Source organism: Myceligenerans xiligouense (genome assembly GCF_003814695.1).
GTDB lineage: Bacteria > Actinomycetota > Actinomycetes > Actinomycetales > Cellulomonadaceae > Myceligenerans > Myceligenerans xiligouense.
The window spans coordinates 575,746-590,044 of record NZ_RKQZ01000001.1 but is presented as its reverse complement, the minus strand read 5'-3'; the positions used below and the strand labels follow the sequence as shown (position 1 = coordinate 590,044).

Sequence of the window (14,299 nt, the reverse complement as noted above, 5' to 3'; positions counted from 1 at the left end):
GGCACCCTCCTCGACGAACGCCATGTCGCGGCCGCACGGGGCCTGGCGGTCCACCCGCGCGGGCGCGGGCGATCGTCGGGGTCTCGACCGGCCGATCCGGCGGTCTGGCGCAGTCCGCACTCCTGTGGGAGCACACCGGGACCACGCCATCCTGCTGCCGGGCGAATCGGACACTTACACCAATCCGACTCGGCTCCGCAAGCGAGGACACTAGACCGTAACCGATCCGTTATCGATCTGCCGAATTCCTGGGCTGTGTTTCCCGTCACGGATGAAAAATTGCGTAACGGGTGCGTTGTCCTGCTCACCACATGACGCACAAACCGCCCACGGAACGACACACCGCCGCGGGCCCGGGGCCGATCGCGCCGACCCCGCGCCGACCCCACGCCGACTCGCGGACCGGTGACGCCACCCGCCGCCGAACCGCAGCCCGGCGCCACCACCCGGCGCCGAACCGCACACCCAGAACGCCAACCGCCGCCGAACCGCAGCATGAATCGTGCCACCACGCGGTTTCAACGATTCATCCTGCGGTTCAGCCGCTGATCGCGACGGGAGAGTGCGGCTCGGCGATCGGTGAGCCGGTGATCCGGTGAACCGGTGAGTCGGTGAGTCGGTGAGTCGGTGAGTCGGTGAGGAAGGTCAGTACCAGCCGACGGACTCCGAGTGAGCCCAGGCGCCGCACGGGTTGCCGTAGCGGCCCGCGATGTACTCCAGGCCCCAGGCGATCTGCGTGGCCGGGTTGGTCAGCCAGTCGGAACCGGCCGTGGCCATCTTGGATCCGGGCAGGGCCTGCGGGATGCCGTAGGCGCTCGACGACGGGTTGTCCGCGTTCCAGCGCCAGCCGGACTCCCGGGTCCAGAGAGCCTCCAGGCAGGTCCACTCCTCGCCGGTCCAGCCGCGCGCGGCGGCCATGGACTTGCCCAGCGCGCGGGCGGCGTCCGGGTCGGCCTGCGCGTCGGAGATCCGCATGGTGCCGACGGCGACCACCTGGGTGACGGGCTCGCTGATGACCTCGCGGTTCAGGACCTTCTTCTCGACGATCGCGCCCCCCAGCTCGGTGATGGCGTACTTGACCCGCGCCTCACCGGCCACCCCGGCGGTCTGGACGATCTCCTCGCCCTCGAGAAGCTCCGGGTCCTCGATGGTCTGGGTCTCGAACGGGATGGTCTCCGTGACGGTCGTCCTCGACGACGCGTCGCGGCTGATCATGACGACCATGCCGTCCACGGCCGCGGCGCCCAGCGGGACGGACGCGACGTCCTTGTCCTTGAGCACGATGCCGGCCTCGGCGAGCATGCCGCCGACGGTGGGCTGCGTGGACTTGACCGGAAGTGTCTTGCCGTCCACGGAGACGTGGACCGTCTTCATGGTGGAGACGCGGATGGGCTCCCGGCCGAGCGGCTCGGAGCGGGACGCCGAGGCGACGGCTCCCCTGCCGCGCTCGCCGATCAGCGCGAGCAGTTCGCCCACCGTGCCGGCGGTGGTCTCCATCTGCGTGACCTCGCCGTCGATCTCGAGGTCCACGGTCCGCATGGTGCGCACCACGATCACGGAGCCGTCCTTGGCATCCGCGTCCACGGCCGGCGTGACGACGTCGGCGCGGCCGGGGGTGATGTGCTGCGACTTGAGGATCTCCGCGACCGAGGTGCCGTACGCGTCCACGGTCCGCACGTCGCCGTTGTAGTCGATGGTGACGGTCTTGGCCTGCGCCGCGTAGGTGCCGGTGACGGCCACGAGGCTACCGAGGACGGCCGTCTGCACGCCGATCCGGACGGGCGCCTTGGCCAGCCACTCCGGCGGCTTGATGCTGAGGGGCTCCGCGGGCGCCGCGTGCGCGCCCCTGGAACGGCGGCGGGGGCTGTCGGGCCGGCGCGGCGTGTCCGCCAACAAGGCACCGCCGGCGTTCCCGGCAGGTCGGCTGGGGGCCGCGGCCGGGTCCGCGAAGCGCGCTGCACCCAGCTCTCGCCGCGATCTCACGCTCGTATGGTCTGCCACGAGCACAAGACGGTAACGGAAGCCAGGCCGTCTGGAAAGCCCGCTGAGAGGGGTATATCCCCCTGTCACCATTTACCGTAGACAGTCTCCGACGCGGCACTGATCTCCGAACAGAGTTTCTCCAGGTCAACCCCGAGAAATTCGGCCATGAACCGGGCTGTGTGGGCGGCCGCGAAGGGAGCGTTCGGCTGACCCCGGAAGGGGTGAGGAGTGAGGTACGGAGCGTCCGTCTCGAGCAGGATCAGCTCGCGGGGCGTCTCGGCGAGCGCGGCCCGCAGCACGTCGTTCGGCTTGAACGTGACCGGCCCCGCGAACGAGAGGTACCAGCCCCGCTCCGCGCACACACGGGCCATCTCGACGTCCCCCGAGAAGCAGTGGAAGACGGTGCGCTCGGGCGCGCCGTCGGCCAGCAGCACCTCGATGACCTGCGCGTGGGCATCGCGGTCGTGGATCTGCAACGCGAGGCCGAGTTCCTTCGCCAGGGCGATGTGCGCCCGGAAGGCATCCCGCTGCGCCGCCTCGCCCTGCGGCCCGGTGCGGAACAGGTCCATGCCGGTCTCCCCGATCGCGCGGATCCGTTCCTGGCTCCGGGCCAGGTCCCCGATCTCGGCGATGGCGTCCTCCAGGGACGCGGCGTGCCGCTCCTCGGGCTCGGGCTCCAGCCCGTCCGGCCCCACCTCGTCGACGCCGGCGTGGAGTGTCGCCTCATTGGGATGAATCGCCACCGCGCCGAGCACGCGATCGCGCTCGACCACGTCATTTCGCGCGGTGGGATGGCTTCCACGGGGCGAAATGACGTGGTCGGCGGTGGGCTGGGGCTGGGTGGTGGGCTCCGGGGTGGTGGACAGGAGCGCGGCCGTCCAGCGGGCCGACTCCAGGTCGCAGCCGACCTGGACCACGCGGTCGACGCCGGCCGCCGCCGCGCGGTTCAGGTGCTCGGCCGGCGTCGGAGCGGGCACACCGTCCGGCAGCACGGCGCCGATGTGGTCGAGGTGGGTGTGGTTGTCGACGACGGGGACGGGCAGCGGCTCGGGATCCGCGGGGAAACCGCGATCACGCTTGCGGGCCATGGTTCTCCTCGCTCTACGGTGGCGTCAGGCCGCACGATGCCACGGCCGGGTGCCTCAGGTCTCAGGCCGCACGGCGTCGCGGCCAGGTGCCCCAGGTCTCAGGCGGCACGATGCCACCGCCCCGGCGCCGCGGGCCACACGACGCCGCGGGCCGGTGACGCCGCGCCCTGCCGGGTGTCGCGGGACGGTCCGCCCCGCGACACCTGATCATCACGCCGCGTCGGCGCCGCCGAAGCGCTCGACGAACCCGGTCACGTCGTCGTCGGTCAGCTTGGCGAACAGCACGGGCGGAACCGTCACGGCCACCCCGGCGGGCACCGCGTCCAGGGCGTGCGCCGCCTCCGTGTCGACCCACGTGGCGGCGTCGTCCATGGCGAAGACGTCGCGGAGCGTCGCCGCCGTGGCCGGGACGAACGGCTCGGACACCACCGCGTAGAGCCGGATCAGGTTCATCGCCGTGCGCAGGGAGAGCGCCGCGGCGTCCGGGTCGGTCTTGACCTGCTTCCAGGGCTCCTTCTCGACCAGGTAGGCGTTGCCGGCCGACCACAGCGCGCGCAGGGCGGCGGCCGCCTTGCGGTACTCGAGCGCCTCCATCTGCTCCTCGAGCTCCGTGAGCAGGCGGGCCACCTCGGCGCCGAGCTTCTCCTCCGCCTCGCCCGGCGTGCCCCCGGCCGGGACGGTGTCGCCGAACTTCTTGACGGAGAAGGTCAGCACCCGGTTGACGAAGTTGCCGAGCGTGTCGGCCAGGTCCTTGTTGACCGTGGAGGCGAAGTGCTCCCAGGTGAACGAGGAGTCGTCGGACTCGGGCGCGTTGGCGACCAGGAAGTACCGCCAGTAGTCGCTCGGCAGGATCTCCAGGGCGGCGTCGGTGAAGATGCCCCGCTGCTGCGAGGTGGAGAACTTACCGCCGTAGTACGTGAGCCAGGAGAAGCCCTTGACGTAGTCCGTCATGGTCCACGGCTCGCGCACACCGAGCTGCGTCGCGGGGAACATCACCGTGTGGAACGGGACGTTGTCCTTGGCCATGAACTCCGTGTAGCGGACGTCGTCGGCCTCGTACCACCACGACCTCCAGTCGCGCGCCTCGCCCTGCGGCGCGGCGTCGGACCATTCCTTGGTGGCGCCGATGTACTCGATCGGGGCGTCGAACCAGACGTAGAAGACCTTGCCCTCGGCCGCCAGCTCGGGCCAGGTGTCCGCCGGCACGGGAACACCCCACTCCAGGTCGCGCGTGATGGCGCGGTCCTGCAGCCCCTCCGCGAGCCACTTGCGGGCGATCGACGTGGACAGCAGCGGCCAGTCCTTGCTGTGCTCGTCGAGCCAGGCCTCGACCTCCCCCTGGAGCTTCGACTGCAGGAGGAAGAGGTGGGTGGTCTCACGGATCTCGAGGTCGGTGGAGCCGCTGATCGCCGAGCGCGGCTCGATCAGGTCGGTCGGGTCCAGCACGCGCGTGCAGTTCTCGCACTGGTCACCGCGGGCCTTGTCGTAACCGCAGTGCGGGCAGGTGCCCTCGACGTAGCGGTCCGGCAGGAAGCGGCCGTCCTCGGGCGAGTAGACCTGGCGGATGGCCCGCTCCTCGATGAAGCCGTTCTCGTGCAGCTTCCGGGCGAAGTGCTGCGTGATCTCCGCGTTCTGCTCCGACGAGCTGCGACCGAAGTAGTCGAACCGCAGGTCGAAGCCCTCGTAGATCGCCTTCTGCGTCTCGTGGGCCTGCGCGCAGAACTCCGCCACCGGTGTGTTCGCCGCGGCCGCGGCGAGCTCGGCGGGCGTGCCGTGCTCGTCGGTGGCGCAGATGTACAGGACGTCGTGGCCACGCTGGCGGAGGTACCGGGAGTACACGTCCGCCGGGAGCATCGAGCCGACCATGTTCCCCAGATGCTTGACGCCGTTGATGTACGGAAGCGCACTGGTCACAAGGTGGCGAGCCATCGCTGGAAGCTCCATTTCGTTCAGGTGGGACGGCCGGAATCGGCCTCGCCCAATCCTATGGCCTGCACCGCACCGGACCCGCCGGTCATCCACAGGCAGGACGAGCCGGCCCCGCGATGTTCTCCTTCCTGGGAGCGTCCCAGGTCATGCCTCATCAGCGCGCGAGAGGACGTAGTGAGCGCCACGTCGCTCGCCCCGAAGCTCGAGCCGACCGTGCGCGACGAGGCGACGAAGAAGAGTTGTCGCCTGTGTCGGTGCAATCGAGCAGAGCTCGGCGGCCTGCGCGCGGTTGATCGATCCGTGCGCACGGACATACTGGAGAACCATCTCTTGCTGCTGTATCGGATCGAACGACCGCGTCCGGATGTATCCCGAAGCCGCTCCGATCGCCCGATATGCCGCACCCGACAGGTGGTAGGCGCGTCCCCGTCCGCTGCCGCGCGCCTCGACGACACCAGAGTCGACCATCCGGCTCAGCGTTGCTCGCACCTCAGCCTGCGAACGTTGGGTCAACGTCGCCGCGTCGGTCAGACTGAGAGCACCGTCCCGGCGAAGGGCGCGGAGGACCTGGAGATCCTGCAGTGGCCATGGGCGGCCGGTCTCCCGTTCACGTTCGAACACGTAGCGAGCGAGTTCGGTATCGGCGTCAGCCGTTGGGAACGTGACACGGACTGACGCAGACGTGCTGCCGGTGTAATCAGGCGCGTCCCGCCCGATCCGCAGCATGCCTGAGTACATCCGTTGGATCCCGCGTCCGGTGCGTTCCACGAGCCCCATACGCCGGAACGCCTCGGCCAGCAGGCGGCTGCGCGGACGACTCTCCACCAGCAGGTTGTCGAGCCGGATTCCCTCGGGGAATCCACCAGGACTGGCGATCGTCACTCCGTCGTCCGTTATCTGCACCTGGACCGGACCGAGCTGCGTGAAGTCCCGGTGCACCAGCGCGTTCGCCACGGCTTCGCGGAACGCTTCGATCGGGACCTTGGGAAGCGCGACCCGGAGCATCCCGGCGTCGACCTCGTCTTCCGTGTTGTACGGAAGGAACAGCCGGTGGATCTGGTCGGCGGCACTGATGAGTCCGCCCGGCACCGTCTCGTTCAGTGTGACGGAGGTCTGCGAGAGGACCTGGAAGAGCACTTCGTGGGTCGGGGCGAGGCGACGCAGCGATTCGGTCCTGCCGAACAACAGGAGCGCACCCATCAACGGCATCGGGCCGGGATCGCCGACGGTCACCACTCCGAGCGCCCTGGCGAGGTCCAGATCGTCCAGCGTCCCCAATGCGGTGTCCCCGCTGCTACTCACGAGCGTCCGGGCCAGCGCGAACGCTGCTGGATCGAGGTCGTCCCACGAGATCCCAGGAACGCGGAGAGCCGCATAGTCGTTTTGCCCCGTGCTGGTCGTACGGCTCAGCATCTCGTGCAGCGGGTACGCGACACACTGTGGGCGCCCATCGGGTCCTAGCGAGCGGCGTCGATATGTGGCGCGTGCAGTTCCGACAGGGTTGAGCGCTTTCTCGACTTCGATGGCGATGACCTCGTGGCCGTCGATCTCGAGCACCGTGACCTCGCATGGGAGTGGGGGCACCGTCTGGTTCGCGATGAGTGCACGCATGCGCTGAGGATCGGTGCCGCCACTGTGGCGGAGGGCTGCCCCGGTGACGCGGCCGTCGTCTTCGACGCCGAGGAAGAGGGTGCCACCCTCACCGTTGGCGAGGCAGGTCACGTTCTCGACGATCCCGTTGTCGGAGTAGCGCTCTCGTCGCTCGCTCTTGAACTCGACGGTGAGGGTCTCGCCTCTTTCGATGAGCGCGCGCGCCTGGTCTTGCTCCATGCCTGCCTTTATACAACTTATAAAACTTGACCGCACTCCGAGTTGGAGTTTTAAAACCTGTCGTGGCCACAGCCGTGGGCCGGCGTCAGATCCAGCTCGGCAGCCACATCAGGCTGTGCCAGTAGTCGTAGGGCACCGGCATCGCCGTCCAGATCGGGTAGAAGAGCACGCTCACGCCCACGATCACGGCAGCCACGGCGCCCGTCACCCAGCCCACGGCCCGCCGCGCGGGAGGATCGTCGTCGGTGAGGTCCAGCAGCGAGGCCACCACGTGCACGATCGCCAGGATCAGGAACGGCACGAACACGATCGTGTAGAAGGTGAAGATCGTGCGGGACACCCCGCCGAGGAACTCGGCCACCGGCCACGAGTACAGGAACCACGGCAGCCAGCCCGCCGCGACCCCGACCAGCGGGCCGGACGCCCGCCAGTCCCGCAGCATGATCCCCAGCACCAGGGACACGAGGAGCGCGACCGCGCCGAGCCACCAGATGATCGGGTTGCCGAGCGACGTCACGGCGGTGGCACAGTCATGCGTCGCGTCCGCCGGGCACGGCCCCTGGCCGGGAGAGAACCGCTCCCAGAAGAACGACGTCGGCCGCGACTGCACGATCCACCCCAGCGGATGCGCCGCGTAGTTGTGCTCGGAGTCCAGCGACGTGTGGAAGTCCCACATCTGTCGGTGGTACTGCCACAGGGACCGGCCGGACTGCCAGGCGCCGTCGGCCCAGCCCGGCCACCATCCGGGTGCGTCGTGGCCGTTCACCGCGGCCCAGTCGCGCATGTACGACATGCGGTTCACGAACCAGCCGGTCCAGGTCGCGACATACGCCAGCACGATCGTGGGCAACATGATCAGGGTGGTCGGCACGACGTCGGCCAGCACCCCGTCCTCCCACCACCGGCGGATGCCGAGAGTGCGCCGCGCCCACAGGTCCCAGAAGACCGTGAGCAGCCCGAACGCCACGACGAACCAGAGCGCGGACCACTTCACCCCGCACGCCAGGCCGAGCGAGACCGCGGCCGCGAACCGCCACCACCGGAACCCGATCCGCGGCCCGTACAGACCGACGCCGCTCCCGGCGTCCACCAGGTGCGCCACCCGCTCGGCCAGCCGGCGCCGCCCCCACTCCCGGTCCATCAGCAGGCACCCGAACGCCACGAGCACCCAGAACATGAGGAACTGGTCCAGCAGGCCGGTCCGGGAGTGCACGATCGCCTCGCCGTCCACGGCGAACAGCAGGCCCGCCAGCACCCCGAGCGCCGACGACGCGAAGAGCCGCCGCGCGATCCGCACCAGCAGCAGCACCGCCAGGACGCCGATCACGGCACTCGCGACCCGCCACTGCCACGGCTCCGTGGCGCCGCCCGCCAGCCGCATCCCGAGGGCGATCATCCACTTGCCGATCGGCGGATGGACCACGTACTCGGCCTGACCGGTCAGATAGGAGCTGACGTCGCCCGCCTCGAACGCGGCGTTCGGGTCCTCGGGCCAGGCCGCCTCGTAGCCGAGACTCGCCAGCGACCAGCCCTCCTTGACGTAGTACGTCTCGTCGAACACCAGAACCGCAGGGCGGCCCAGCTCCCAGAGCCGCGCGAAGGCGGCCACGAGCACCACGGCCACCGTCCCGGCCCAGCCCCACAGGCGGTCCCGGCCGGTGACGCCCAGGCGCATGCGGCGCGCGCCGAGCAGCTGTGTCAGGAGGCGCTCGCGCGTGGGCCGGCCGTCACCGGCCACGGCCGGCGCGGCGTCGGCCGTCACGTCGGGCGCGGCGTCGTCGGTGACGTCGGGCGGGGCGGCGTCGGGTACGTCGGGCGCGGCGTCGGCCGCCACGTCGAGCACGACCTCGGCCGGCGCGTCGGAGGCGGCGTCGGTGGGCGTCTCGGCGGGAACGACCTGGGGATCCCTGTTCGCGTCGTGCTGGGGCACCGGCCCAGCATAGGGCGTGGGATCGTGGGAACCGTGACAACTTCGACAGGCTCCCGGGGCAGGACACCGGACAGCGGCGCCCTCGTTCTCGCCGCCACCCCGATCGGCAACGCCGACGACGCCTCCGGCCACCTCCGGCGCCTGCTGGCCGACGCCGACGTCGTCGCCGCCGAGGACACCCGCCGCCTGCACGCCCTCGCCTCCCGGATCGGTGTGCGGATCGGCGGCCGGATCGTGAGCTACCACGAGCACAACGAGACCGCGCGCGCCGACGACCTGCTCGACACCGTCGCGTCCGGCGGCACCGTCGCCGTCGTGACCGACGCCGGCATGCCGTCGGTCAGCGACCCCGGCTACCGGGTGGTCGCCCGCGCCATCGAACGCGGGCTGCGCGTCACCGCCGCTCCCGGACCCTCCGCCGTGCTCACCGCGCTCGCCCTGTCCGGCCTGCCCACCGACCGCTTCACCTTCGAGGGCTTCCCGCCCCGCAAACCGGGCGAGCGCGCCCGGAGCCTCGCGGCACTCGCGGCCGAGCCGCGCACCATGGTCTTCTTCGAGGCCCCGCACCGGATCTCCGACACGCTCGCCGCGATGGCCCAGGCCTTCGGCGACGACCGGCCCGGGGCGGTCTGCCGTGAACTCACCAAGACGTACGAGGAGGTGCTGCGCGGTGGACTGGGGGAACTCGCCGCGCGCGCGTCGGACGAGCAGCTCCGCGGCGAGATCTGCGTGGTGGTCGCCGGCGCGCCGCCCGCTCCCCCGGCGAGCGTGGACGACGTCGTCGGCGAGGTGCTCGACCGGGTGGCGGGCGGGGAACGGCTCAAGACGGCGGTCGCGGAGGTCGCGGAGGCGACGGGGGTACCGAAGCGCGACCTGTACGCGGCGGCGCTCCAGGCGCGCTGACCGACGGCGGCCCGGACGCGGCGGTCCTCCCGGAGGACGACGTGACCAGGTCAGTCACCCTCGTTCCGACTTGACCACCCCCCACCCCTCGCCATGAAGGGGTGAAGATTTATCACAGCCATGCGTATGCATTCAGCGAACACCGTCCTAGCGTCGAGTCATGGATGGTCACCCCGGATATTCCCTGGCAGCGGCCGGCTTCTCGTACGAGTCCCCCTACGCACGGCCGGGCTCGCTGGACGAGCTCGCCGGGCCGGCCTCGGGCTCGGTCAGGGCCGGGTCACACATCACCGGTACCAGGTACATGTCCTTCGACATCGAGGACGAGTCCCAGCTCTGGGACCTCTACTCCGTCACGGTGCGCGACGGCACCGTGCGCGACCAGCGGGACCTCCTGAACAAGGAGGTCCTGATCCGCATGTGGCCGGTGCTCAACCTGCCGCAGGAATGCCGCCAGGAGTGGGAGTCCCACTTCGCCGAGCTGCGGGTGCGCGCGCGGTGGTCGTTCCTCTGACCGAAGGGGCTACCGCAGCCCGCCCCGCCGGTGGCAGGCTAGGTCCATGGACGACATTCGGCCCCAGACCAGCCGCTTTGTGACGAGCCGGCCTCGGCGGGCGCTCGTGGTGGTGGACGTGCAACCCACGTTCTGCGAGGGTGGCGAGCTCGGCGTCGAGGGCGGGAACGCCGTCGCCGAGCGCGTGGCCGCGTACGTCAAGGAACACCGCGACCGGTACGACGCGATCCTCACCACGCAGGACTGGCACATCGATCCGGGCGAGCACTTCAGCGACGACCCGGACTACGTGAACTCGTGGCCCCCGCACGGCGTCGCGGACACCCCGAACGCGATGCTTCACCCCGCCCTGGCCCAGATCGACGCCGACGCCCACGTGAAGAAGGGCCAGTACGACCACGGCTACTCCGGGTTCGACGGCGCCGACGACGCCGGCCGCTCGCTCGAGAGCATCCTGACGGACGCGGGCATCGGCGCGATCGACGTGGTCGGCCTGGCCGAGTCGCACTGCGTGAAGCACACGGCACTCGACGCGCGCCGCAACGGGCTGGCGACCCGCGTCCTCACCGATCTCACCGCGCCCGTGTCACCCGGACAGGGTGAGCTGGCGCGCGAGGAGATGCGGAGCGCGGGCGTGGAGTTCTTGTCCACCGCCGATTTGTAAAGACTACTTTCAGTATTCGGCGCTATGCTCGCCGCCTATGACGGACAACGACGCCGCCGCGGCGATCACCCCAGCCCCCGTCCGCATCGAGCCCGGCCGGGAGGTGGTGGACCTCGCGCGGGTACGGGTGATCGTGCCCGACGTCGTGCCAGGTGGTGACGACTGCGACGATCCCGGTCTCCGGTCCCTCGCCGCCGAGCTGCTCGAACCCGCGGGCATCACCGTCGCCGACGCACCGCGGAACGGCCCGTCCCCCGCGGTTCCGCTGGAGCTCTCGGTCGACGACGACGCCGGCCCGGAAGCCTCCTCGAACCCCGAGCGCTACACGCTGACCGTGTCCGCCGGCGGCGGCGTCGTGGCCGCGCCCGCGCGGTCCGGGCTGCTCCACGGCCTGCGGACGCTGCGCCAGCTCGCCGGCGCCGCCCAGGCCGCCGGGCGTCCCGGTGAGGTCGCGGCCGTCGTCGTGCACGACGAGCCGCGGTATCCCTGGCGCGGGCTCTCCCTCGACATCGCGCGGCACTTCTTCGGGCCCGGCCACCTGCGCGCCGTCGTCGACCTGCTCGGCCAGTACAAGATGAACCGTCTCGGCCTGCACCTCACCGACGACCAGGGCTGGCGCCTGGAGATCCCGTCCCGGCCGGAGCTCGTGGCGCGTTCCTCGCAGAGCGCCGTGAACGGTGACGAGGGCGGATATCTCAGCGTGGACGACTACGCCCGGCTGCAGGAGTACGCGGCCGCGCGCGGGATCGTCGTCGTCCCCGAGATCGACCTGCCCGGGCACGTCAACGCCGCGACACACGCCTACGGCGAGCTCACCCCGGACGGGCGTCCGACCGACACGTACGAGGGGATCGAGGTCGGGTTCTCCCGCCTGTACCTCGACCTGCCGACCACGGAGCCGTTCCTCCGGGACGTGCTCGGCGACGTCGCGCGCATGACCCACGGCGACTGGGTGCACTTCGGCGGGGACGAGGTGCACCGGATGCCGGCCGAGGAATACCTCGGGTTCGTGGAGCTGTGCCAGGAGATCGTCACGTCGTCGGGCAAGACGCCGGCCGCGTGGCAGGAGGCCGCCGGCTCCGGGCACGGCGACGCGGAGACGGCCGCGGCCGCGCTGGCGGCCGCCGGCGTCGGCGCGGCGGACGCGACGGCCACGACGACGGCCGGCGGGCCGGGGAGCAGTGCCACGGCGGCCGGCTCGGTGGCGAACGGTGCGACGGCGAGCGGGGGCACCACGACCGTCGTCGTCCCCGACGACCCGCGCACCGCGGCGTCGCCCGTGCGTGCGGGGACCGTGCTGCACTACTGGGACTCCCGCGCCGGGTCCGAGGCGTTCCTGCGCGCCGCCGAGGCCGGCGCCCGGTTCGTCATGACCCCGGCGGACCGGACCTACCTCGACATGAAGTACACGCCCGAGCATCCGCTGGGACTGCACTGGGCGGGGTTCGTCGAGCTGCGCGACTCCTACGACTGGGACCCGGCCGACGCGATCGAAGGGCTGTCCCCCGAAGCCGTCGACGGCGTGTCGGCCTGCGTGTGGACCGAGACCCTGGTGACACGGGACGACCTGTTCTCCATGCTGCTGCCCCGCCTGGCGGCCGTGGCCGAGGCGGCCTGGACACCACGGGACGCCAGGGACTGGGAGTCCTTCCGGGCCCGGATCGCGGTCGAGGCCGCCGCCTGGCGCCGCGACGGCGCGGCGTACCACCCCACGCCGCAGGTGGACTGGTAGCCGGAGCCGGCCGGCCGCTGTGGTGCGGCCGGCCGGGCGACGCCACTAGTCCGTCGTGATCAGCAACGGTGCCACCGGGTCCGCCGGCGGGATCGCGCCCGCCGACGGGCCCGCCCACCCGACCGCGGCGCCGTCCGGCAGGCCGGAGGTCACGTCGTACCACACGCCGGTGGCGGTCGTGCCGCCCTCGGTGGGGCCGGCCGCGGCGAACACCGTGGCGACCTCGGCGCGCGAGCGCAGCGACGCCCGGTCCGTGACCGACGACGCCGTCGACTGGTGCACCACGACCATCGTCTGCGGCAGCCCCTGGGCGGAGACGATGCCCGCGACCCGGTCCACCACGGCCTGGAGTTCCGCGACCGCCACCTGCCCCTCGACCGTGGCGCCGTTGCCCGCCACGCGGAACTCGGGATGCAGCGCGAGGCCGACCCCCGGCCGGGCGAGCAGCGGTTCGAGCGTGTCGATCTGGGCGGCGAGCGGACGGTTGCCCGGCTCGACGTCGAGCAGCACCACGACCCCGGCCTCCCGCAGGGTGTTCACCGCGGCCGTGAGGTCCTCGACGGGTACCGGGTCGACGTGGTCGCCGTCGGCTCCGGGACCCGGAGACCGCACGCTCGCGGCGACCGAGACGACCGGTACTCCCCCGTAGGCGCCCGCCACCTCACCGGCCTCGGCGGCGGCCGGCGCCGTCAGGGCCGGGTCGGCCCCGGCGGGCACCGCGAACGACGTCGCGACGTAGGTCTCGCCCGCCAGGCGCTGCGTGCCGTGCGGGTACGTGACCCCCCGGCGCGCCGCCTCGACCTGCCAGGTGAGCCGGTCCTGATCGGTGAACCCGGGACCGATGGCGACGACGCCGAGCGGGTCCGCGGTCGTGATCCGGCTGATCGCGTCCTTGCGCGCACCCGGATCGCCGCCCGGGACCACGAGCGGAACCGCGCCCGCCGCCCGCGCGGTCCCGATGGCCGCCTCCTGGCCGGCCGCCGGATCGATCAGGAGCATGACCTCGGAGAGCTGCTCGGGATCCTCCACCTCCGGGACCTGTTCCCGCAGCGCCTCGAGCCTGGTCGGGTTGATCATGCCGGCCTCGGGCAGCCTGACCTCGGTCCCGGCCGACGACGACGGCCCCGCGCCCGTCGCGACGGAGTTCCCCTTGCCGCCCGGCTTCACGGACTCGACGGCTTCCTGCGCCGCCTCGCTGACCGCTTCCGGGTCGAAGCGGACGACGTCGAGGCCGTCGGCCAGGTCCGTCGCGGCGGCGACGTCGTCCTCGTCACCGACGACGACCACCGACTCGGCGCCCAGCCTCTCCAGCTCGTTCCGCAGGCCGGCGTCGTCGATGACGCCACCGTCGAGCAGCACCGGCGCGGCGAGCGCCTCGCCGGTCGCGGCGGCGGTCATGCGGTCGGCCGCGTCGTCGACGGCGGCGAGCACGACGACGGGCGAGCGGTCGAAGAGTGCCTGGCTGGCGTGCAGGGCGAGTTCGGCGAAGTCGTCGGAGACGAGCGTGAGCACGCCGTCCTCGGGTGCGCGTACCGCGGGCGTGGCCTCGGCCGACGGAGCGTCGGCACCCTCGGCGCTGGAAACGGAGCAGCCGCCGAGCGCGGTGGCTGCCAGGACGGTGACGAGGGCGGAGGCCGCGATGCGACTACTGACGAATCGGGCTTTCCGGTGATCCACGCGACATATCTTCGCGCACTCCACGCGGGCCGGTTCCCCGGACAGGTGA

General features: G+C 71.5%; 10 protein-coding genes. 4 read left to right on the top strand and 6 right to left on the bottom strand.

Features of this window, described 5'->3' with window-relative positions; all coding sequences use genetic code 11:
* Positions 1-645: 645 nt before the first annotated feature.
* The 5 genes from EDD34_RS02560 to EDD34_RS02540 form a co-directional block, all read right to left on the bottom strand.
* Complete coding sequence (locus tag EDD34_RS02560; protein WP_246012150.1) at positions 646-1,983, bottom strand: resuscitation-promoting factor; 1,338 nt, start codon at positions 1,981-1,983, stop codon at positions 646-648.
* A gap of 83 nt (positions 1,984-2,066) precedes the next feature.
* Entirely contained in the window at positions 2,067-3,071 is a 1,005-nt protein-coding gene (locus tag EDD34_RS02555) for a TatD family hydrolase (RefSeq protein WP_123813173.1), read from the bottom strand.
* Between the two features lie 210 nt (positions 3,072-3,281).
* Positions 3,282-5,000, bottom strand: a complete 1,719-nt coding sequence (gene metG, locus EDD34_RS02550) for a methionine--tRNA ligase (RefSeq protein ID WP_123813172.1) — start codon at positions 4,998-5,000, stop codon at positions 3,282-3,284.
* A gap of 144 nt (positions 5,001-5,144) precedes the next feature.
* Positions 5,145-6,830 carry an RNA-binding domain-containing protein gene (locus EDD34_RS02545; RefSeq protein WP_123813171.1) on the bottom strand — a complete coding sequence of 562 codons (1,686 nt, stop codon included), beginning with the start codon at positions 6,828-6,830 and terminating at the stop codon, positions 5,145-5,147.
* Between the two features lie 85 nt (positions 6,831-6,915).
* Positions 6,916-8,760 (bottom strand): dolichyl-phosphate-mannose--protein mannosyltransferase, encoded by a 1,845-nt coding sequence (locus EDD34_RS02540; RefSeq protein ID WP_246012149.1) that lies wholly within the window; start codon positions 8,758-8,760, stop codon positions 6,916-6,918.
* 33 nt (positions 8,761-8,793) lie between these two features.
* Between EDD34_RS02540 and rsmI the strand changes: the two genes are divergently transcribed.
* The 4 genes from rsmI to EDD34_RS02520 all read left to right on the top strand — a co-directional run bounded on the left by rsmI (position 8,794) and on the right by EDD34_RS02520 (position 12,573).
* Positions 8,794-9,663, top strand: coding sequence for a 16S rRNA (cytidine(1402)-2'-O)-methyltransferase (rsmI, locus tag EDD34_RS02535; protein WP_170176944.1), 870 nt, complete (start codon positions 8,794-8,796; stop codon positions 9,661-9,663).
* 160 nt (positions 9,664-9,823) lie between these two features.
* Entirely contained in the window at positions 9,824-10,177 is a 354-nt protein-coding gene (locus tag EDD34_RS02530; protein ID WP_123813169.1) for a hypothetical protein, read from the top strand.
* 46 nt (positions 10,178-10,223) lie between these two features.
* Positions 10,224-10,841 carry an isochorismatase family protein gene (locus EDD34_RS02525; RefSeq protein ID WP_123813168.1) on the top strand — a complete coding sequence of 206 codons (618 nt, stop codon included), beginning with the start codon at positions 10,224-10,226 and terminating at the stop codon, positions 10,839-10,841.
* Between the two features lie 37 nt (positions 10,842-10,878).
* A complete protein-coding gene (locus EDD34_RS02520; RefSeq protein WP_123813167.1) occupies positions 10,879-12,573 on the top strand; it encodes a family 20 glycosylhydrolase in 1,695 nt (564 codons plus the stop codon).
* A gap of 45 nt (positions 12,574-12,618) precedes the next feature.
* Here the strand turns inward: EDD34_RS02520 and EDD34_RS02515 are convergent, their stop codons facing one another.
* Entirely contained in the window at positions 12,619-14,250 is a 1,632-nt protein-coding gene (locus EDD34_RS02515; RefSeq protein ID WP_123813166.1) for a hypothetical protein, read from the bottom strand.
* Positions 14,251-14,299: the final 49 nt, after the last annotated feature.